Consider the following 21,405-nt stretch of genomic DNA (forward strand, 5'->3'; position numbering starts at 1 on the left):
GCGCGTGCGTGGGAACTGCGCGCACGCATGCGGACGGCGGTAGATCGGGAAGGTTGCGATTGTACGCCGTTCGCTTTGCGCGTCTCATCGCGGGCATGGCGCGCGACGCCTGTGGGCGAGCGTCAGCGGCGTGGTGCTGTCGGGTGTTTCGGAGAATGCTGGAGTGCCAAGCGAGTGGCAAACGAGTGCCGAATGAGGTCGGCAGAAGCGCGGCTACGTGCGACAATGCCGCCTTGAAATTGCAGCAAGTCCAGACAGCATTGCGGGACGGCCCAACCGAGGCATGGGCCACGGTGAGGCCGCCGCGCGGCGACAATCGCACGTTCCCTATGGCAGATTCCGCAGCACCCAGAACCACTCGCACCTCGCGCGCCGCGTCCACGAAACGGCGCGCTTCCACCGTTTCCACGGATACCGAAAACAAGCTCGCGCGCGCCGCCCAGTCGGTGCAGCGTCTGGCACAACTCACCGACGTGCCGCGCGACGACAGCACGCTCGACCTCTTTCCCGACGACCCCACGCGCGAACTGGTCGAAGCGATGCAGATCGACGTGAGGCAGGGCACGCTCTCGGGTTTCGAATTGCCGGAGGTCGTGCTGGCGGCCGTGACGGCGACCCAGCACGATGCATTGGCCGCCGTAACGGCCGAGCAGGCGAAGCCGGCACGGCGCTCGATGCGTGCGTCGAAAGCGGAAGCCGTTGCTGCGGAGCAGACCGATGGTGCGCAAGACGAGCAGGTGGTGCCCGCCACGGTTGCCCGGGGTGTCGCGAATGAGGTGAGCGAGAAAGCCGCTGAGGATGAGGGCGCGGATGCGGTGACTGCCGCCCGGGCAAACGATACGACTTGCGGCGAAGCTCGCAGCGAAGCTCCGGCGATGGCCACGCTCGCCGCCAGTACCGGACGACATGCAAATGAAACCGCGGTTGCCAATGATCGTGCGGCCACTGCGCCTGGCGATGCGGACCCCGAACCTTCTTCCCCCGACGGGCCGGCCGCCCACGCCGTCGAACGTTCTGCGAGCAAGGACGCGAGTAGTGCGTCGCCGCCGACCGTAACGCAACGCAATGCCTCCTCGCCTGCGCAGACGCTCGCTTCGATCGCGAACACCGCTGCGCCGGCGTCGGACGCATTGCGATCGGTGCTTCAGGCGCGTCAGCAGGCCATGGCCGCGAATGGGTCGACGACCGCCACACCCGGTGTTTCGGCGCAGCGGTTCGCGGCGCCGCGCACGGCAAGTGCGCCGCTGGAGACAGTCGCGGGCAATACCGCGCATCACGTCAGCCCGGAACTGGACCGCGCCCGCACGACGGCGTTTGCCGATACGGTGGATGCGCTCTATGGCGTGATCGCCGATCAGCGCCGCGCCGCCGCAGATCATTCGCGGCGAATGAAGTGGATGCTTTCCATCGTGGTGGGCGCGCTGCTCGCAACGGTGGCGATCGGCATCGCGCAGACGCTGCTGCTGATGCGGCTCACGCGCGACACCACCGCGCAGCAGCAGCGCATGGAGCAAATGCTGATGAGCCAGCAAGCGACGCTCGCTACGCTGCTCGATACCGATTCGGCGACGGTCGCCGTGCCACAGCCGGCCGCACTGACGGCTGCGCGGACGAACGCCACGACTGCGCCTTCCGTGGGAGCCGGTGGACCCGCGCAGGCCACGCAACATTCCGCCGCGACAAGCGCGCGGCACAGCGCGAAATCTCAGCACGCGCATAAGACGAAAGCGTCGTCGGCGACGCATTGACCCGGCCCGCGCCGCCACGCGATATTCGCCTTGAACCGCCCGCCGCTGCCGCCTATCTTTTAAGTCGCTTTCCTCCTTCCGGAGACGACCATGGGCGGCGACGCAGTCAATGTGCACTTCGACAGGACACACCTGGTGCTCGACCTGTTGGATGGGCGGGCCATTCAGTTTCCGCTGCACTGGTTTCCCGTGCTGGAAGCGGCGACCCAGGCGGAGCGCGAGCACTTCGCGATATCGATGGACCGCAAGCAGTTGTACTGGCCGGAACTCGACGAAGACGTGAACGTGACGGCGCTTCTCATGTCGATGGCGGAAGGCACGCGACATTAGATGTCTGTGGTCTATCGAGGCCTTGATCGTCGGATCGCTGGCAACTTTCGGTTTTCGGCTTTCGTGCTGGAAGGGTTGGCGCTCGCGTTGCTCCTTGCCTGCCTTGCCTTGACCGCCGATTGTGTCCGCCAGATGCCGCGTGACGCTTTCGCGTGGCGGTTTCTGCCTACCTCTCAATCGCGACTCGTCCCACGGGCTCGACGTGGCGAGTCCGTGTCGGCCTGCCATGCCTTTTCCGGTGCCTCGCGGATGATCCGGCCCGCGTCGCCTGAACCGGACCTGGGCCGGAAAAGTTCGCGCCAGAAACCGTATATACTGTTTATACCAATTAACGACGGGGATCGTGATGAGCACACCGCAAAGCAAGCAGCCAACGAAGAAGGCGTTCCAGCTCCCGAAAGGCGCAGAGGAACCGGCAACGGGCAACAGCGAGCAGCCTGCCGCCAAGGCGAGCCGCCGCGCCGCCACGTCGAAGCCGGCGGCCGACGCCGCGACGGCGAAGCAGGCGACGTCGGTGAAGGCTGCGCCGGTGAAGGGGAAGAAGGCGCCGGCTACGGGGCAGAAGAAGGCGGGCAAAGCGGTCACTGAAGTGGTAGCCGAGGCTGCCGCGCAAGCCGTCGCGAAAAAGAACGCGGAAAAGAACGGGGAAAAGGCTGCACAGACGCCGGCGAAGAAGAAGGCTGCAGAGGCCGCATCGAAGAAACCCACCAAGGCTGCCAGGACCACCGAAGCCACCAGAGCCACCAAAGACGAACCCGCCGCGAAGGTCGCCGCAGAAGAAAAAGCGCGCCGCGCGAAGAAGGAAAAGGTAGTGCGCGACAGCTTCACGATGCCGAAATCGGACTACGCGAAGATCGCTGAACTCAAGCAGCGTTGTTTGTCCGCGGGCGTGCAGGCGAAGAAGAGCGAGCTGCTGCGTGCGGGCTTGCTGCTGCTCGCCGCGAAAGATGAAAAGGGGCTCGTGGACGCCGTTTCGGCGGTCGAACTCGTCAAGACCGGGCGCCCCGCCAACGCGTAACGTTTCTTTCCGTCGATGCTGTTCCGAGGCCGCCGTGTGCGGCCTTTTTCAATTCCGCCAGCGGCCGATGTATGGCAAGTCACGCAGATACGCCGCTGCGCCAAACGGCCGTCCTCAGTGCGAATGCCGGTGATGGATATCCGGGTAGTGCGCATGCGTATGGGCGATCGCATCGTGCTGATGTGGGTGGGTATGCGGCTCGTTGCCGTCCCAGTCGAAGTCGTGCGTGTGCCGGTGATGTTCGTCATGCCGGTGACGATGGCTGTGCTGCATCGGCTCATGCGTGTGAGCATGTTCGTGACGCTCGCGCAGATGCAGCCAGACGCCCAGCCCCATGAGAACGGCGGCGGCCCAGAACGGCCACGGCGGCATCTGTGGCCAGAAGATGAGGGCCAACGCCACGCCGAACAGCGGGGCAACCGAGAAATACGCGCCAGTGCGCGCGGTGCCGAGGTGGCGCAACGCCACAACGAAGAGCGCAAGGCTCACGCCATATCCTGCGAAGCCGGTGACCATTGCCGCGAGCGCCGTTGCGGCTTCGGGCAGATGGGCGCCTGATCCCAGCGAGATCGCCAGATTGACCGAGCCGGCCACCAGTCCTTTGAGGCAGGCAATCATCGTTGCGTCGTGGGCGGAGATTTTGCGGGTGAGGTTGTTGTCGATGGCCCAGCAGGCACACGCGGCCGCCACGAAGAGTGCGCCCGTCGTCATGCCGCCTGCACCCGGTTGCCAGGAGAGCAACAGGCCGCCCGCCACGATGGCGACCATACCCAGAAAGACCGACAGATCGACGTTCTCGCGGAACACCACCCACGCGATTACCGCGGTGAACACCCCTTCCAGGTTCAGCAGCAGCGACGCCGTGGCGGCCGGCGTCGTGGTGAGGCCGAGCATGAGAAGGGCGGGGCCGGCCACACCGCCCGCGGCGATCGCGCCCGCCAGCCATGGAATCTCAGCGGACGCGATGTGGTCGTTACGCGCGGCTTCCTTTGCGTGCCGCCTTGCTCGCTGTATCGACATGACGGCGGCGAGCCCGATGCCGCTGCCCAGATAGAAGAGCCCCGCCACCATGAACGGAGAAATCGACCCGAGCAACGCCTTGGCAAGCGGAGTCGTGGCACCGAAGAGCGCAGCGGCCAAAAGTGCCGTGAATGCGGCATTCAGGTGAAGACTCGGGCGGGAATTCGGAGGGGCTTGCATGAGACTGAGGATCCATTGAAACGGCAATTGGGCGGCGAGACGCAACGATACATCGACGGCGTGACGTGACGACAGTCGGCCATTCGGTGGAGTGCAGACCGTCTGGAAAAAGGGCGCGAAATAAAGAGATTTGTCCCTGTTTCGGGTGCGCGAGCCCAGCCGCGATCCATGGTGCCTGTATGTTGTATCGCTGCAACGCGTCAATCTTGTCTACGCCGGCTTTTTCAAGGATCTCCAAAAAAATGCTGCGGCGCACTAGCGTCTAACTAGGGAAAACCCTATACTTCATAGGTCAGGGAAAACCCTTAATCACTCAGCACCAACCGGGAGTCGCCATGAGCTTTATCCTCGCACTGTTCCAGAAGGTGAGCGATCTCTTCGCGTCGCCGCACCTGCCGATGGACTCCGACTATTCGTACGAAGCGCGCCACCGCGAAGCCGAGCGCCTGCGCCGCTCGCAGGTCTCGCTGTTCGGCATTCTTGGCGACTGATCGAATCGATTCCCCGTTTTGCGCGGGCGCATTGGCTTTCGCGCAGCCGTCTTTGTCGAACTGCGTGTTTGGCTCACCGTAGGGCCGGGTAGATAGACACGGCAAGAACGCTGCAAGGCCGGCTTTCCCTCAGCGGGAAAGCCGGCCTTTTTAATTGTTGGTCCCTTCCGGTGTCTTCAAATCGAACCGCCTCGTGTGGCTGCTCGCGAGACACGCCGTCGGCGCGTTCGCTTACGGTTCATACACTTGCGGTCGCTGTGCCCAGGTTTTCCACACCCTTGCCAACAAAATATGTGGAAAACCGGCATGCGCCGGGTGGAGGCGCATTTTCTTCCGTACGTCGAGTGGTGCGGCTGCGTCCAAAACCCGTCAAAGCTTCCCGTCTGCTGCCTCTTGGCGCCGTCTGCCCGTCGTTGCAACGCGACACGAAAATCGTTGCCCATCAGTGTCTTGCTGGGCATGTCCGGGCGTTTTCCACAGCCTTGCCAACAAAAAATGGGGATAACTCCGTTAGCCGTTGGGCCGATTGTCGGTGACGAACGGGCGCACCGATAATCAGGCCGTACCTTCCTGCGGCCCCATCACGGAGGCGTCCATGCAATTTCCCACGGGATCTGTTGTTGCGCTGAGCTCGGCGGCATCGACGGTGTTTTCCATCGGCATGATTTCGCTCACCTGGTGGGGCATTCACGAACCCACGCCGTGGCGCGCCGGCGACGTGGTGGTCACGCTGCTCGCGCTGTTCGGGTTCGCGTGCCTCGGTTTCGTGCCGTGGCTGGCCACCTCGCCCATGCGGCATGAGGCCGACGAGTCGCGGGTGGCGATTGCGCGTCGCGCGTTTCTGGCGGGCGTGATCGCGATGTGGCTGTCCATCGTCGCCGCGATCGTCGTCGCATGAAACGCGGCGGACGAGGTCATGCGAGGCACCGGCAAGCCGGCGCCTCGCAACCGGTCACCGCGCGCAGGCGTCGCGATATTATCCATCGCGCAAGCCCGCGCTGCGGTCGCCCACAACGATCAGAACCGCGTGCGCATGCCCACCGTGCCGACCACCTGGTTCGCCGTCGAAGACGCGCCGCCGGCCGTATTGATGAATGCCACGTAGTTCTTGCCCGACGCGTGCTGGTACATCGCTTCGAGGTAGACGTCCGTACGCTTGGAGAGCTTGTAGACCGTCTGGAAGTCGACCTGGTGCCACTTCGGATCTGCGCCGAACGTCGACGTGTTGTCCACGTGCCCGTTCGTGTACGTGTATGCGAGGCCGAGGCTCAGCGCCGGCGTGACCGCGTACTTGCCGTTCACTTCGAAGTTGTTGAAGCTCACCGTGCCGCCCGTCGAACCGAACGAGCCCGAGTTCTCGTACTCGCTGCGGGTGTAGACGAAGCCCGTCACGAACGGTCCGAACGCATAGTTGATGCCGCCGCCGAACGAACGCATGCGGTCCGCGCCGAGCGCGAAGCCGCCCTTGCCGTTCGCCGCCGATTCGGCCAGGTCCACGGCACCCGGGCTGCTCGCCGTGGCACCCTTCGAGCCATTGATCTGCAAAAAGCCGCCGGCTACCGAAAGCGGGCCGTTCGTATAGCTCGCGCCGAAGCTGTAGGCGCGGTTCATCGCGAAGTCCGTGTTGTTCGAGAACGCGTACAGGCCGCCGAACTTGATGCCCGCGTAGTCGTTGCTCGCGAACTTGACCGCGTTGCTGATACGCAGCGAGTGGTTCAGGTTGTCGTTGTCGAACGGGTGCGCAAAGCTCGCGTCGCCGAAGGTGCCCGCGGTAGCCGAGAGCGGCGCCACGTAGTCAACCAGCGAGTCGTACTGGCGGCCCAGCGTGAGCGTGCCGAGCTGGCTGCTCGAAAGACCGACATAGGCCTGGCGGCCAAAGAAGCGACTGTCCTGGCCCAGCTTGCCACTTTGCACGTTGAAGCCGTTTTCGAGGACGAACAGCGCCTTGAGGCCGCCGCCCAGGTCTTCGCTGCCGCGCACGCCGAAACGGCTGCCGTTGATGTTGCCGCTCGTCGCTTGCCAGAGCGGGCCGCTCGTTTTGCCGCTCACCACGTTGTTCGTGTACATGATGCCGGCGTCGATCAACCCGTAGAGCGTGACCGAGCTCTGTGCATGCGCGGCCGATGCGGCGAATGCACCCGCGGTCGCAAGCGCAAACGAAATCTTTTTCTTCACTGGAATAGCTCCTGAACTGTGCTGCAGGGGAAATGAAACTGCGTCAGGAGTGTAAGAAGGCGGCCGCGCGAGAAAAGCCGCTGTGCATGGAGAACAGTCTTGCTCAGGTTGGAACGAAGATGTCATCGCCTTGTCATGTAGCGGCAGCGGACAAGACCGTGCGCGGCCCGAAGCCGCCGCGCACTATATTGATGTGGAGAATCGAATCAGCCGCGCGCCTGCGGATCCACCTTGAACACGCTCACCAGTTGTGCAAGCTGCGCAGCCTGGTCGCGCAGGCCGGCGGCCGCATTCTCCGCCTCGGAGACCATCGACGCGTTCTGCTGTGTCGCCTCGCCGATCTGCGTGACCGCGAGGTTCACCTGCTCGATGCCACCCGACTGCTCGCGCGAAGCGACACTGATGTCCGCAATGATCTGGCGCACTTCGTCCACGCGCTCGACAATGCCCTGCATCGTCGTGCTCGCCTCTTCGGCGATGCGGTAGCCGCTCTGCACTGTGGCGGTGGATTCGGCGATGACCGCGTCGATCTCCTTCGCCGCCGCCGCGCTGCGTTGCGCGAGCGCGCGGACTTCCGCGGCGACCACCGCGAAGCCCTTGCCGTGATCGCCCGCCCGTGCCGCTTCCACGGCTGCGTTGAGCGCGAGGATGTTGGTCTGGAACGCGATGCCTTCAATCATGTTCGTGATGTCGGCGATCTTCTGCGACGAGCGGTTGATGTCGCTCATCGTGGCCACCACGCGTTCCACCGCGCGGCCGCCGTTCAGCGCAGCGTCGGCGGCGGTGCTCACCACGGAATTCGCGCGCGCCGCGTGGTCGGCGTTCTGCTGAACCGTCGACGTGATCTGTTCCATGCTTGCAGCCGTTTCTTCCACGCTGCTCGCCTGGGTCGCGATGCGCGAAGCGATCTCGCCGCTCGTGGCCGCGATGCGTGTGGTGCCGTCGGCCATATCGGACGATGCGTGGCGCACCTGCGTGACGATGCGCGCGAGCCCTTCGCCAATGCCATCGATGGCGTGCATGAGCCGCCCGATCTCGTCCGCGCGAGCGCGCGAAGCGTCGGCGCCGTCGGCATCGTCGGCAGTGAAGCCTCGCTCCGCGCGGCCCTTGCCATGCGCGAGACGCACGCTCAGGTCCCCCGCCGCGAGGCGTGCCGCGGCCTTGGCCGCTTCGTCAAGCGGCCGGCTCACGAGTCGCCGCGCCGCCACGAGGAAGACCACCGCGAACGCGATCACGAGCGCGAAGCCCAGCGCGGCGAAGCGGTCGCGCGTCGCGGTCACGTCGGCCATCACTTCGTCGTGAATCGCGACGCCGCCCACGAGCCACTGCCATTCCGGCACGGTGATGAACGAGACGCTCTTTTCGCGCGGGCTCGTTTCGCCGAGCGTTGCGTCGGCGGAGGTGTAGGTGATGCGGCCTTCCTTCGCCTCCAGCATCTGCGAGTAGGGCGCGTTCGCGTCGTCGAAGTGCTGGCCGGCGGCGGCCGGATGAACGATGAACTTGCCGTTGTTCGGCCCCTTCGACGCGTCCACCACGAAGTAGTAGCCGCTGTTGCCGATCTTCATCTGCCGGATGCCGTCTTCCACAGACTGAATCTGCGCGCCCACGTCCACGCCCACGAACAACGCGCCGATCACGCGACCCGCGGCATCCATGACCGGTTTGTACTGCGTGATATAGCGCTTGCCGAAGAGCGGCGCGAGCCCGGTGAAGGTGCGGCCCGCGAGCACAGGGCCATACGCGGGGCCCTTGCGGTCCAGCAGTGTGCCGATGGCGCGCGAGCCGTCCTGCTTCTTGAGCGAGGTGGTCACGCGCACGAAGTCGTCGCCGCTGCGCACGAAGAGCGTGGCGATAGCGCCGCTCTTCGCGAGGAACTGGTCGGGAATCGAGAAATCGAGGTTCAGCACTTTGTCGCCGGCCTTCATCGTTGGCGTGGCGACACCGTTGATGTCCACTTTCTGGGATTCGTCGACGCTGATCTCGCCGGGCAAAAAGCTCGCGAAGAGCGACATCGCGCGGCCCACTTCGGCGGAAAGGGCGTCGTCGAAGAGATGGATCATCGCGGCGACGGAGCGGTCGCGGTCGTCGATACGGGCCAGCACCTGGCGGCTCACCTGCTGGCCAGCCGTGTGGGTGAGCGCCCACGTGAAGACGACGAATATCGACGCCACCAGAACGCAGGACAACGCGGCAAGCCGCGCACCGACACTCATGCCGCGCGGGAACAGAACTTTCATGGGCCTCCTGGGCGCTCGGAAGACGCGGGGAGCGGCGGGCGCCGCATGGCCGCGCGGCGCCCAGTACGTCGGCCCGGTGGTTGGGCCGACGGCGCGCGCGGCAGCCCCGCAGGGTTACGTCACGATCTTGTCAATTACGGCAGACCGCGGCGGTTCTTGAATGCGGGACCGACCAGGGGCAGGGTGGAAGCCCTGGCCACAACCAGGGCGAGGACCAAAGCAAGCCAGAACCACGCCCGGTTCTGGCCGAAACCAGGCGAGCCCAGGCGAGCCCTTACCCCTGGCTCCGCGGACGCCAGGCGCGCAGCAGCAAGGCGTTGGTGACGACGCTCACGCTGGAGAACGCCATTGCGGCGCCCGCGAGCATCGGATTGAGCAGCCCGAAAGCGGCGAGCGGAATGCCGATCAGGTTGTAGACGAAGGCCCAGAAGAGGTTCTGCTGGATCTTGCGCCAGGTGCGCCGCGAAATGTCGATGGCGGCGGCGACGAGCAGCGGGTCGCCGCGCATCAACGTGATGCCCGCTGCGTGCATGGCGACGTCCGTGCCGGTGGCCATGGCAATGCCGAGGTCGGCGGCGGCGAGCGCAGGCGCGTCGTTGATGCCGTCGCCGGCCATGGCCACGATGCCTGCGGTGCGGATTTTCAGGTCGCCGATCACGCGTGCCTTGTCGTCGGGCAGCACGCGCGCGTGCACTTCGTCGATGCCGAGATTGTTGGCCACCGCCGCCGCGCTGCCCTGGTTGTCGCCGGTAATCAGCACGCTGCGAATGCCGAGGCGCCGCAGTTGCGCAACGGCGGCGCGCGCGGACGGCTTCACGGTATCGCCGAAGCCGATCAGCGCGAGCACGGCGGCGGGCTGCGGCCTGGGCGTTGGCGTAGAAGGCGACGGCGCTGCCGAAGCCGCGCCGTGCGCGAAGAGCCACGAGACCGTCTGACCCGCATGCTCGAGTTCGGCCGCACGCGCGGCAAGCTGTGCGGGAATCGCGATGCCGAGTTCATCGAGCCAGACGCCGCTGCCGATGGCGATGCGCCGTCCGTCCACCTCGGCTTCCACGCCGCGGCCGGGCACAGCGCGGGCGTGGGTGGCCGGCAGAGATGCAGCCGTCAGAGGCGCGGCGGTCAGAGGCGCGGCGGTCAGAGATGCAGACGTCAGAGGCGCCGCCGTCAGAGACGCGGCCGCCCGGAGCGCGACCGCCGAAGACGACTCGTGCGCGCCGCCAACGGTCTCTTCCCAGCGCCGCACCACCGCTTTCGCGAGCGGATGGTCACTCTGGCGCTGCACGGCGGCGGCGAGCGCCAGTGCTTCGTCGACCGAAGTGTCGGGCGCGGGTTCGAAGACCGTGACGCTGGGTTGTCCCACGGTCAGCGTGCCGGTCTTGTCGAACGCGACCACGTTGATGCGATGCGCGATTTCGAGCGCCTCGGCGTCTTTGATCAGCACGCCCTGGCGCGCGGCGACGCCGGTGCCGGCCATGATCGCGGCCGGCGTGGCGAGCCCGAGCGCGCACGGGCACGCAATCACGAGCACCGCCACGGCGTTGAGGATCGCAGTCTCCGCGGACGCGCCGGCGAGCAGCCAGCCGCCCAGCGTCACGGCGGCCACGACGAGAATCGCCGGCACGAACACGGCGCTCACGCGGTCCACGAGCCGCTGGATGGGCGCCTTGCCGGCCTGAGCGGTTTCGACCAGACGGATGATGCGGGCAAGCGTGGTTTCCGCGCCAATCGCCGTGGTTTTGACCGCGATGGCGCCTTCGCCGTTGATCGACCCCGCCGTGACCGGATCGTCGGGCTGCTTCGGCACGGGCAGGCTTTCGCCGGTGATCAGTGACTCGTCGATATGCGTGCGGCCTTCCAGCACGGCGCCGTCCACCGGCACGCGTTCGCCGGGCCGCACCACGACCACCGTGCCCACTCGCACCTGCGCGAGCGGCACCTCGCGCTCCTCGTGGCCTGTGCGGATGCGGGCGCGGTCGGGGCGCAGCGCGTTGAGCGCGCGGATGGCGTCCGTGGTCTGGCGCTTCGCGCGCGCTTCCAGCCATTTGCCGAAACGCACCAGCGTGATGACCACGGCAGAGGCCTCGAAGTACAGGTGCATGGCATCGTCCGGATGGACCACCATCTGGTAGACGCTCACGCCATATGCGGCAGACGTGCCGAGCGCGACGAGCAGATCCATGTTGCCGGCGCCGGCGCGCACGGCCTTCCAGGCGGCACGGTAGAAACGCGCGCCGAACACGAATTGCACGACGCTCGCGAGCGCCAGTTGCAGCAGGGCGGGCAGCATCACGTCCGCGCCGAGCGACGCGGCAATCATGGGAACGACGAGCGGCAGGGTCAGCAGCGCGGACATCAGGACCCAGGCAAGTTCGCGACGCACGGCGGCGCGTGCGCGATCGGTGCCGTCGGCGGCGGGTGCCGCTTCGGTTTCTACGACCGGCGTTGCCTCATAGCCCGCCTTCTGCACGGCGGCGACCAGCGCGTCGAGTTCGCTCGCGCTGACCGGTCCGCGCAGATTGACGGTGGCGCGTTCCGTCGCGAGGTTGACCGAGGCGCCCGCCACGCCAGGCACTCGCGCCAGCGCCTTCTCGACGCGCGTGGCGCAGCTCGCGCAGGTCATGCCGCCGATGGCCAATTCGGCGACGGCGGTGGAGAGCGGAACGGCGCCGTAGCCCGCCTTCGTCACGGCCGCTACGAGCGCGTCGGGCGCAACTTCGCGGTTGGTCTCGACGGTGGCTTTTTCCGTGGCGAGGTTCACCGACGCACGCGCCACGCCAGGCACCTTCGCCAGCGCCTTCTCGACGCGCGTGGCGCAGCTCGCGCAGGTCATGCCGGTAATTTCCAGTTCCGACACCGTGGGTTCGGCGCGCGCCTCGGTGGGAAGTTCGGCGGAGAGATCGGTCATGGCGATTGGAGGGTGGCAATGCCACAGTAGCAAGCGGTGTTGGCCGCTGAGCGCGCAGACGGGAAACCGCCCGCATGAACAGCACATAAAACGCAAGTATCGACCTTCCAGTCATGGGAAGGTCAAGCCGGGTCGGTCAACCTAACTGACGCATGGATAGCAGGTAAGTGGGGACCCACATGCCGGGAGCGCCTCATTTTTGCGCTGGCGAGGCAGGGATAATTCCGTATTGACGCCTTTTCATGCCTGGTCGCGAGGGATACGATACAACCCGGCGCGATGGGGAGAAGATCGAGGCGAGGCGAGGAGACGGCCGCGGGGCCGCGCGGCGCAGCCTGTTTCCATCGGCGTCATCTTATGGACCAGACTGATCCGCACAATCAACGAATGATAAAAAATCGTCGCGAACCCTACTCGTTTCAATGGACCTGCGCTGCGCTCGCAGGTTTTGCCTTTCTGGCGGGATGCGCTTCCGCGCCCGCGCCCACCGAAAAAAGCACTGGCTGGGTCAAGGACGAAGTGTCCGACTCTTATGTGTTCGGCTATCCGCTCGTCGTCATGGACATTGCGCGCGACGCCGCCGTAGGCAGCGGGCCGGGCCAGGCGGCGGTCAACACGCTGCGCCATGCCCAGGCGCTGCCGCCCGTTGGCGCAGCGAATCCGACCATGCCGAGCCTGGATACCTTCGATTCCACGGGTTGGCTCGACGTCGCAGACGAACCCGTGATCGTCTCCCTGCCCGACTCGCGCGGCCGCTACGTGGATGCGCGCGCGCTCGACATGTGGACGAACGTGGTGTGGTCCACTGGCGACGCTGGTACCACGCGGGTGACCGGCATCAAGGCCCAGACGGTCGCCTTTGCGGCGGCGGGCTGGAAGGGCGACCTGCCGGCCGGCGTCAAGCGCATCGACGTGCCGACCCGCTACGTGTGGCTCTCCGTGCGCATCCAGACTGCGCGTGGCCGCGACCTTGCCGCCGTGCGCAAGCTCCAGCGCGCCATCCGCGTGGCGCCGCTTTCGGCGTACACGGGCGATGCGCGTCCCGCACCCCAGGTGGCGCGCAACAGCGGCGCCGGCACAGATTCGGCTGCCACCGTGAACCCGGTGGCCCGCGCCGCCGCGCTGGACGCGAACGGGTTCTTCAGCCGCCTTGCGCAGGCGCTGCCCGACAATCCGCCCGCACCCGACGACCCGCACGCGCTCAAGATTCTCTCGGACCTCGGCGTGACGCCGGGGCAGCCGGTGGCGCTGCCCGCCGCCGCGAGCGATGCCGTGGCTGCCGGCTTCAGCGATGGCCGCGATCGCGTGGCAACGGCGCCGTCGAATCTGCTGTCGGCCAATGGCTGGAGCTGGGCGAGCGACAACGCGGGTGCGTACGGCTCGGATTACGCGCTGCGTGCCTACACGGCTTTCACGGAACTGGGCCTCGGAACGAAAGACGACGAAGTGCGCGCGGTGGTCTCGCAGGACAGCGACGGCCACGCGCTGAACGGCGCGAACCGCTACGTCATCCACTTCGCCGCGAAGCAGTTGCCGCCGGTGCGCGGCTTCTGGTCCATTACGGCGTACACGAAGGACGGCGCGCTCGGCGAAAGCGCGCCGGCGCACGTTTCGCTGAGCGACCGCTACGGCCTGCGACGCAGCCGCGACGGGTCCGTGGACGTCTACGTTTCCGCGGTGGGCTCGAAGAAAACGCCCAACTGGGTTCCCGCGCCGCGCAGCGACTTCAAGCTCGTGCTGCGGCTCTACGCGCCGAAGCAGCAGGCGACGGACGGCAGTTGGGAGCCGCCCGCCGTCGAGCGGCAATAAGGCGCGCGACGACGGAACGCATACTGCAACAGACAGCCGGGTAAATAGCCCAGTACACAGCGCCCGGCGCGCTTGCTCGCCCGGCGCGCTGCCCCGGCCACCGCTCGCCTCGGTGGCCGGCTCCCCCTTCCGGCTTGCGTTTTGCATTTATTCACAATGCTCACGCTGTCCCCCTGCAAGCCCGCGACATATACTTCCACGAACCTGAACCACCAACGGTTTGCCCTGGTTGCGACATGTCTGCCGCCGCCGTGCGGCGAGCCTCGCTGGCTCGCCGGCCTGGCCGGCGCGGCTGTCTTCGCGGACCCGCCCTTCGCGGGCAACGCCCACGCGTTCCACCTGTGACCACATCCGAGGCATGGCAAGCATCAACAAAGCATCTCTCACTTCCTCGCTGCGCGCCGTGCGCGATGCAGCGCACAGCCGGCGGGCCCGGCGTATCACGATCGGGCTCGTCGTCTTTCTCGTGCTGTTCGGCCTGCTCGGCTTCTTCGCGGCGCCGCCGCTGATCCGCCATATTGCAGCCCAGCAACTGAGCAAGCAGCTCGACCGGCCGGTTTCCATCGGACGTATTGCGCTCAATCCGTACACGCTGCGATTCGAGGCGGACCGCGTGCATATCGGCGAGCGCGGCGGCTCGGGCGATTTCGCGGACGTGGAGCGGCTCATCGTGAAGCCTTCCTGGACGTCGCTCTTTCGCGGCGCCGCGATCGTGGACGAACTCCAGATCGATTCGCCGCGTTTTCACATCGTTCGCTATGACGCCCAGCGCTTCAATTTCAGCGACCTGATCGAGAAGTTCTCCACGCCGTCGCAGCCCTCCAGCAAGCCCACGCCGTTTTCCATTTCCAACATTCATCTGGAGAACGGCCGCGTCGAGTTCGACGACCGGCTGCTTGGCGAGCAGCACGTGGTGGACCGCTGGTCGCTCGGCGTGCCGTTCATTGCAACGCTGGCTTCGAAGACGGACATCTTCGTGGAGCCGCTGCTGCGCGCGCGTATTGACGGCAGTCAGCTCGCCATCGACGGCAAGACGCTGCCGTTTGCGGCGTCGCGCCAGTCGCAGGTGTCGCTGCGGCTCGATGCGCTCGACGTGCCGCGCCTCATCTCGTACGTGCCGGCCAAACTGCCGGTGACGGTGCAGTCCGGCAAGCTTTCCACGGACCTCAAGCTTAACTTCCTGATGTCGGGCGATACGCCTTCGCTCACGGTTTCCGGCACGGTGGATCTGGACGACGCCAACGTGCTGGACCCGAACAAAGCGCCGTTCTTCGCGGCGCGCGCGGTGCACGTGGCGGCGTCCACACTCGAGCCGCTCAAGAGCGTCTATCACTTCGACGAGATCCGGCTGGACGGCGCGGACGCAACGCTCACACGCGACAAGGCCGGCGTGCTGAGCGTGCGGCGGATGTTCGCGGGCTCGCCGCAGACGTCGGCGAGTGCGCCGCGTAGTGCCAGCGCGCCGGCTGCGGGGTCGGCGCCGGGTGCTGCTGCTACTTCTACTGGCGCTTCGGGTGCGTCCGCGTCGTCGGGCGCTGCTTCGGCCGCTGCCGCTGCATCCGCACCGAAGCCCGAAGCGGCCACCACCACCGCCGCGCCGCTCGACCTCGCCATCAAGCGCTTCGCGCTTAACGACAGCATCCTGCGCTTCACCGACGAAACGCCGTCGAGGCCTGTCGTGTTCGGGCCTACCCAAGTCTCGGCCACGCTCACGGATTTTTCGACGCTCGCCAAAACGAACGCGCACTACGGGCTGAACCTGGCATTCGACGGCGGCGGCTCGCTCGCCGTGAGCGGCGCATTGGGCCTCGTGGCGAAGACGGCGGACGCCAAGATCGACGTCAACGCATTGCCGCTCGCCCCGCGCCAGCCGTATCTCGACAGTGTGACGGCCGCTCAGGTGCTGGACGGCACGCTTACCGCCAACGCGAACGTCAGCGCGAACTGGAGCGCCACGCCGTTCCAGCTCCAGGTAGGCGCGAGCGACATGCAACTGAAGTCGCTGAAGGTTGCCATGCGGGGCGCTGGACGCGGATCAAGCGGCACGAGCAACGAGCCCGTCATCGCACTGGCAGACGGCCGCGTCCAGGTGAAGAAAGTGGATCTGGCGGCCCAAACAGCGGACATCGACGCCGTCGACCTCAAGGGCCTGAAGGTGAACGCTGAGCGTCGCAAGGACGGCAGCATCGACCTGGCCGACCTTGCGGGCACGCACGAAGCCGCGCATGAAGCGGCCCCGGCGCATCCCGCGGCCCACGCAACCGGAAAGACCGCCCAACCGGCTGCGCCCGAATGGCACTACCGCATCGGTACGCTCTCGCTCGCGGATTCCGAAGCGAACTTCACGGACAGCACCACCGCGCGCCCGGTGAAGCTCAACGTCGCGCCGCTGCAACTCAAGGTGCAGCAGATCACGGACAACATGAGTCACGCGCTGCCCGTTGAACTGCATGCCACCGTGAACCGCAAGGGCACGCTCGGCGTGACCGGCGACGTGACGCCCACGCCGCTGAAAGCCGCGGTGCGCGTGAACGCGGACCGTCTCGACGTGGCCGCGCTGGAGCCGTACTTCGGCAACGTACTCAACGTGACGATTGCGAGCGCGTTCGTCACCGCGAACGGCGATCTCGCCGCGACGCAGGGCAAGGCCCTCAAGGCGTCGTATCGCGGCGACGCGGCGCTCGTGGACGTGCGGATGCTGGACAAGGCGACGTCGGACCCGTTCGCGGGCTGGCGCTCGCTCGCGCTCACGAACCTGAAGGCGAACTACGACGAGCGCGGTACCGACGTGGACGCAGCACGCGTCACGTTCTCGAACTTCTATGGCCGCGTGCTGCTCGATGCACAAGGCAAGCTCAATCTCAAGGACGTGGTGGCGCATCAGACGGGCGAGGCGCAGTCGCTCACGCGCGACAACAGCGGCAAGGCGCCCGTACCGCTCTCGCCGCCCACGGCGGCGGAAGCGGCGGCGGCATCGGCTACCGCGGCAACGACGGCAACGACGGCAACGACGGCTAAGACGGCTAAGACGGCTAAGACGGCTAAGACGGCTACGACGGCGGCAACGGTGGCAACGGCAAAGCAGGCCTCGGGCGCGCGGCCCGCGTCGGCGCCGCCTGTTACCGTGGTGGCGGCGAAAGAGCCGGAAAGCCCGGTGCGCATGCACTTCGGCGAACTGCTGCTGCGTAGCGGCCGCGTGACCTACACGGACAACTTCGTGAAGCCGAACTACACGGCGAACCTGGTCGACATTCAGGGCAAGGTGGGCGCATTCGGCACGCAGTCCACCACGCCCGCGCCCGTGGACGTGGCCGCGAAGCTGGCGGCCAACGGGCCGGTGGCCATTCGCGGCTCGGTGAATCCGCTCATCGAAAAACCGCAGCTCGACCTCACGGCCACGGCGCACGACGTGGAACTCACGAACCTCACGCCGTATTCCACGAAGTACGCGGGCTATCCGATCACGAAGGGCAAGCTCAATGTCGATCTGCACTACACGCTCGAGAACAACCAGCTGACTGCGAACAATCACCTGTTCATCGACCAGCTCACGTTCGGCGATCACGTCGAGAACGACACGGCGACGAAGCTGCCGGTGCGCCTCGCCATCTCGCTGCTCAAGAATTCGAGAGGGCAGATCGACGTGAACATTCCGGTATCGGGCTCGCTCGACAATCCGCAGTTCAGCTTTGGCAGCCTGATCTGGCATGCCGTGCTCAACCTTTTGCAGAAGGCCGTGACGTCGCCGTTCACGCTGCTCGCGAACGCGTTCGGTGGAGGCGGCGAGGAACTGGGCTACGTCGAATTCGCGCCGGGGTCGGCCGATCTCACGGAGGCCGACAACCAGAAGCTCGACAAGATCGCGAAGGCGCTGGCAGACAAACCGTCGGTGAAGATCGATCTGATTGGCCGCGTCGATCCGGCCGTGGACGAGCCCGCGCTGCGCAACCTGTACGTGGACCGCCTCGTGCGCCAGCAAAAGCTCAAGGACACGATCGGTAAGGGCGAAAGCGTGGATCCGATGTCGATCAAGGTGGACCCGGCCGAGTACGAAAGCTATCTCGCGAAGGTCTACAAGGCGGCGGACTTCAAGAAGCCGCGCAATTTCATCGGTCTCACGAAGTTCCTGCCCGCCGACGAGATGAAGAGCGCGCTCGCCGAGCACGCGCCCATCAACGAGGCCAGCCTGCGCGATCTCGCACAACGTCGCGCACAGAGCGTGCAGCAGTATTTCGAAGGCAAGGTGGATTCGAGCCGCGTGTTCATCGTCGCGCCGAAGCTCAACGCCGACGGTATCAGCGACAAGGGTGCGCCTACGCGCGTGGACTTCGGTTTGAAGTAGAGCGCCCCGCGCGAGGCGAAGCATCGCGCCGCACGGGCGAATGCCCGGCGGCGCGATTTTTTTATGCCGAGCCGGTTTGGGCTTCGGTCGATGCTTCGGTTTGCGCTTCGGTCTTTGCAGCTTCGGCGTTTTGCTTCGCCGTGGCCGGGCCCGCTCGGCTCGGCGCCCGGTTCGAGGCCGCGCGCGTGCGGCCGAACGCATGCTGCTCGATCACGCCGGCAAGCGTGGCGAAGGCAGGATCGATCTTCTCGTTGGGCACGCACGCGTAGCCGAGCAGCAGGCCGCGCTGCGGTGCAGAGCCGTTGCCGCCTGCATCGCTATTGCCGGCGCCGCTCATGTCGCCGTTGCCGCTGTAATACGCCGCGAGCGGACGCACGATCACGCCCGCGTCGAATGCGGCCGCGGCTACCGCGCGGTCGTCGGCGTGGTCGGGCAGGCCGAGTACGAGGTGCAGCCCGGCTTCGTCGCCCATCACGGGCAGCGCGTCGCCAAAGTGCCGCGTAATGGCGTCGATCAGCATCTGGCGACGCTCGCCGTAAAGCGCCCGCATGCGGCGCACGTGCGAGGTCAGGTAGCCGTCCATGATGAATTCGGCGAGCACGGCCTGCTGCATCAACTGACCTTCGCGGTAAAGCTCGGCCACGCCCGTGCGGAACACGTCGACGAGGTGCGGCGGCGCGATCATGTAGCCGATGCGCAGGCCCGGAAACAGCATCTTGCCGAGGCTGCCCACGTAGATCACCTGGCCCGCTTCGTCGAGCCCTTGCAGCGACGCGAGCGGACGGCTGCCATAGCGGAACTCGCTGTCGTAATCGTCTTCTATGATCCACACCTTGTGCTGCCGCGCGTATTCGAGCAGCGTGCGGCGGCGCGCGAGGCTCATCACCATGCCGAGTGGGTACTGGTGCGAAGGCGTGACGAGCGCGAGCCGCGGTGGATCGAGCAGATCGGATTCGCGTGGGTTGAGCCCTTCGCTGTCCACGGGCACCGGCACGAGCGTGAGCCCCGACGATTGCAGCACGCTGCGCGCGCCCCAGTAGCACGGCTCTTCCACCCATACTCGATCGCCCACGTCGGTGAGCAGGCGCACGGCAAGGTCCATCGATTGATGGATGCCGGTCGTGATGATGATCTGGTCCGGTGTGCAGTTCACGGACCGCGCCACGCGCAGGTAGTCGGAGAGCGCGCGCCGCAACGGCCGATAGCCGCCGCCGGGCGCATAGGTGAGCAGATCCGCGTTCGCCTCTTTCCATAGCCGCGCTTGCAGGCGGCTCCACGTGCGCGCGGGAAATTCGGCGACGTCGGGCACGCCCGGCATGAAGGCGCCCCACTGCTTGGGCGAGACGCCAGCCTGATCGATCAGACGTTGCCCGCGCATCGACATGGCGCCTGGCTCGTGGCGCACGGCGGCTTGCGGCGTGCATGCCGTTGCAGTCGTAGCGTCCCTCGAGCGTTCGGTGGCTGTGCCTGGGGCGGGTGCTGCCTTGCTTGCCGTTCCTGCTGCTGGCGCTGTGGAGCCACTTGCCGAAGCCGGCCCGCCCGCAGTGCCCGACGAACCCGCAGTCCCTTGCTCCCGCCGCACGTTCACCGCGGCTTTGTCCGGCCGCGTGTCCGCCACGTACGTGCCGCTGCCCGTCGTCGAGATGACATAGCCCTCGGCGGTGAGCTGGTCGTACACGTGCAGCACCGTGTTGCGCGCAATGCCGAGGTCGGTTGCGAGCGTGCGCGAACTCGGCAGCTTGGTGCCCGGCGCGAGCTGGCCCGTGAGGATGGCCTGCTGCATGAGCCGCAGCACCTGGCGATACATCGGCTCTCCGCATGCGCGGTCGATCCGCGCCGACAGCCAGTCCGCGAGAATGATCGTGTCCAAGTGGCTCTATCCAGAATAATGAAATGGTTCCATATTGTAGAACCGTAAGCGGCTATAGTGGATCACGCCATTAGCTCAAACCCGCCTTGCGGAGGGAGCCAATGGTAAGGAAACTGCATTGTGAGGAGGAGACTGGGGCAATGAAAAAAGGGGACGTGATCGTCAGCTTTCGCGGTGTGCGAAAGACCTATGACGGCGAATCGCTCGTGGTCAAGCAACTTGACCTCGACATCTACCAGGGCGAATTCCTCACGCTGCTCGGCCCGTCGGGCTCGGGCAAGACGACCTGCCTGATGATGCTGGCCGGCTTCGAATTTCCGACCGGCGGCGAAATCTGGCTTGACGGCAAGCTGCTCAACAACGTGCCGCCGCACAAGCGAAACATCGGCATGGTGTTTCAGAACTACGCGCTGTTCCCGCACCTGACCGTCGAGCAGAACGTGGGCTATCCGCTTTCGGTACGCAAGGTATCGGCGGAAGAACGCGCGCAGCGCGTCAACAACGCGCTGAAGATGGTGCGCATGGAAAGCTTCGCAAAACGCTATCCGGCGCAGCTTTCGGGCGGCCAGCAGCAGCGTATTGCGCTTGCCCGCGCGCTCGTGTTCGAACCGAAGCTCGTGCTGATGGACGAACCGCTCGGCGCGCTCGACAAGCAGTTGCGCGAACACATGCAGTACGAACTCAAGTCGCTGCACGAGAAGCTGGGCGTCACCTTCGTCTACGTCACACACGACCAGGGCGAGGCGCTCACCATGTCCGACCGCGTCGCGGTGTTCGACAAGGGCGTGGTGCAGCAGCTCGATACCGTCGACCGGCTCTACGAGTCGCCCTGCAACGAATTCGTCGCGAACTTCATCGGCGACAGCAACCGGCTGCGCGGCACGGTGGAAAGCGTCGACGGCGAGTTCTGCGCGTTCCGTCTTGCGGACGGCACGCGGCTCGTGGGCCGCAACGTGGGCGGTGCGAAGGCTGGCGTGCCCGCGGTAGCGTGCATTCGCCCCGAGCGCATGAAGCTCGCTTCCGGTATTGCAGGTGCCGCAGGCCAGAACGGCAACACGCTCGCCGGCGAGGCGCGCGGTCTCATCTATTTCGGCGACCACGTGCGCATGCGCTGCGGTCTGCCGGAACAGGACGAGTGCTTCGTGAAGGTGCCGCTCGGCACCGATGCGCTCGACGCTTTTGCGCCCGGCCGCCCGGTCGCACTCGAATTCGCGCCGGAGCATCTGCGCGTGTTCGCCTGAGTCCCAGTTGTACACAACAACCCTGTACCAAAGACCACC

13 protein-coding genes are annotated in these 21,405 nt (G+C 66.1%); 8 read left to right on the forward strand and 5 right to left on the reverse strand.

The features are described 5' to 3' along the window. Positions 1–8 precede the first annotated feature (8 nt). The 3 genes from PKKP23_RS02065 (at position 9) to PKKP23_RS02075 (ending at position 3,096) form a co-directional block, all read left to right on the forward strand. Positions 9–1,748 carry a hypothetical protein gene (locus PKKP23_RS02065; RefSeq protein WP_240658682.1) on the forward strand — a complete coding sequence of 580 codons (1,740 nt, stop codon included), beginning with the start codon at positions 9–11 and terminating at the stop codon, positions 1,746–1,748. Between the two features lie 90 nt (positions 1,749–1,838). Then, entirely contained in the window at positions 1,839–2,078 is a 240-nt protein-coding gene (locus PKKP23_RS02070) for a DUF2442 domain-containing protein (RefSeq protein ID WP_017774259.1), read from the forward strand. Positions 2,079–2,424: 346 nt separating this feature from the next. Continuing rightward, positions 2,425–3,096, forward strand: a complete 672-nt coding sequence (locus PKKP23_RS02075) for a hypothetical protein (RefSeq protein WP_126875594.1) — start codon at positions 2,425–2,427, stop codon at positions 3,094–3,096. Between the two features lie 114 nt (positions 3,097–3,210). On the opposite strand, the gene PKKP23_RS02080 is transcribed toward PKKP23_RS02075, so the two are convergent. Beyond that, positions 3,211–4,296: a DMT family transporter gene (locus PKKP23_RS02080; RefSeq protein ID WP_126875595.1), complete on the reverse strand. Its 1,086-nt coding sequence runs from the start codon at positions 4,294–4,296 to the stop codon at positions 3,211–3,213. Between the two features lie 335 nt (positions 4,297–4,631). Here PKKP23_RS02080 and PKKP23_RS33990 point away from each other — a divergent pair, with 335 nt between their 5' ends. After that, the gene (locus tag PKKP23_RS33990) at positions 4,632–4,787 is read left to right on the forward strand and encodes a hypothetical protein (protein ID WP_017774262.1); all 156 of its coding nucleotides are present in this window, start codon (positions 4,632–4,634) and stop codon (positions 4,785–4,787) included. Positions 4,788–5,382: 595 nt separating this feature from the next. Continuing rightward, complete coding sequence (locus tag PKKP23_RS02085) at positions 5,383–5,685, forward strand: hypothetical protein (RefSeq protein ID WP_126875596.1); 303 nt, start codon at positions 5,383–5,385, stop codon at positions 5,683–5,685. A 119-nt stretch (positions 5,686–5,804) separates the two neighbouring features. On the opposite strand, the gene PKKP23_RS02090 is transcribed toward PKKP23_RS02085, so the two are convergent. The 3 genes from PKKP23_RS02090 to PKKP23_RS02100 form a co-directional block, all read right to left on the reverse strand. After that, positions 5,805–6,962, reverse strand: coding sequence for a porin (locus tag PKKP23_RS02090; RefSeq protein ID WP_017774264.1), 1,158 nt, complete (start codon positions 6,960–6,962; stop codon positions 5,805–5,807). 206 nt (positions 6,963–7,168) lie between these two features. After that, positions 7,169–9,199, reverse strand: a complete 2,031-nt coding sequence (locus tag PKKP23_RS02095) for a methyl-accepting chemotaxis protein (protein WP_126875597.1) — start codon at positions 9,197–9,199, stop codon at positions 7,169–7,171. 274 nt (positions 9,200–9,473) lie between these two features. Further along, complete coding sequence (locus PKKP23_RS02100) at positions 9,474–12,104, reverse strand: heavy metal translocating P-type ATPase (RefSeq protein ID WP_126875598.1); 2,631 nt, start codon at positions 12,102–12,104, stop codon at positions 9,474–9,476. Between the two features lie 387 nt (positions 12,105–12,491). Between PKKP23_RS02100 and PKKP23_RS02105 the strand changes: the two genes are divergently transcribed. Next, the gene (locus tag PKKP23_RS02105; protein WP_126875599.1) at positions 12,492–13,913 is read left to right on the forward strand and encodes a DUF1254 domain-containing protein; all 1,422 of its coding nucleotides are present in this window, start codon (positions 12,492–12,494) and stop codon (positions 13,911–13,913) included. 358 nt (positions 13,914–14,271) lie between these two features. Continuing rightward, positions 14,272–18,255, forward strand: a complete 3,984-nt coding sequence (locus PKKP23_RS02110) for a DUF748 domain-containing protein (RefSeq protein WP_126875600.1) — start codon at positions 14,272–14,274, stop codon at positions 18,253–18,255. Between the two features lie 61 nt (positions 18,256–18,316). Here the strand turns inward: PKKP23_RS02110 and pdxR are convergent, their stop codons facing one another. Further along, positions 18,317–20,125 (reverse strand): MocR-like pyridoxine biosynthesis transcription factor PdxR, encoded by a 1,809-nt coding sequence (gene pdxR, locus PKKP23_RS02115; RefSeq protein ID WP_126875601.1) that lies wholly within the window; start codon positions 20,123–20,125, stop codon positions 18,317–18,319. A gap of 140 nt (positions 20,126–20,265) precedes the next feature. Between pdxR and PKKP23_RS02120 the strand changes: the two genes are divergently transcribed. After that, entirely contained in the window at positions 20,266–21,366 is a 1,101-nt protein-coding gene (locus PKKP23_RS02120) for an ABC transporter ATP-binding protein (RefSeq protein WP_126875602.1), read from the forward strand. The last annotated feature ends 39 nt before the right edge of the window (positions 21,367–21,405 follow it).

This window comes from Paraburkholderia kururiensis JCM 10599 = LMG 19447 (assembly GCF_003986935.1).
GTDB classification, from domain to species: domain Bacteria; phylum Pseudomonadota; class Gammaproteobacteria; order Burkholderiales; family Burkholderiaceae; genus Paraburkholderia; species Paraburkholderia kururiensis.

Bases quoted from the DNA above. Each gene is read 5' to 3' on its own strand.
- PKKP23_RS02070 (WP_017774259.1), top strand. From the start codon at position 1,839: ATGGGCGGCGACGCAGTCAATGTGCACTTCGACAGGACACACCTGGTG.
- PKKP23_RS02075 (WP_126875594.1), top strand. From the start codon at position 2,425: ATGAGCACACCGCAAAGCAAGCAGCCAACGAAGAAGGCGTTCCAGCTC.
- PKKP23_RS02080 (WP_126875595.1), bottom strand. From the start codon at position 4,296: ATGCAAGCCCCTCCGAATTCCCGCCCGAGTCTTCACCTGAATGCCGCA.
- PKKP23_RS33990 (WP_017774262.1), top strand. From the start codon at position 4,632: ATGAGCTTTATCCTCGCACTGTTCCAGAAGGTGAGCGATCTCTTCGCG.
- PKKP23_RS02085 (WP_126875596.1), top strand. From the start codon at position 5,383: ATGCAATTTCCCACGGGATCTGTTGTTGCGCTGAGCTCGGCGGCATCG.
- PKKP23_RS02095 (WP_126875597.1), bottom strand. From the start codon at position 9,199: ATGAAAGTTCTGTTCCCGCGCGGCATGAGTGTCGGTGCGCGGCTTGCC.
- PKKP23_RS02100 (WP_126875598.1), bottom strand. From the start codon at position 12,104: ATGACCGATCTCTCCGCCGAACTTCCCACCGAGGCGCGCGCCGAACCC.
- PKKP23_RS02105 (WP_126875599.1), top strand. From the start codon at position 12,492: ATGATAAAAAATCGTCGCGAACCCTACTCGTTTCAATGGACCTGCGCT.
- PKKP23_RS02110 (WP_126875600.1), top strand. From the start codon at position 14,272: ATGGCAAGCATCAACAAAGCATCTCTCACTTCCTCGCTGCGCGCCGTG.
- PKKP23_RS02120 (WP_126875602.1), top strand. From the start codon at position 20,266: ATGAAAAAAGGGGACGTGATCGTCAGCTTTCGCGGTGTGCGAAAGACC.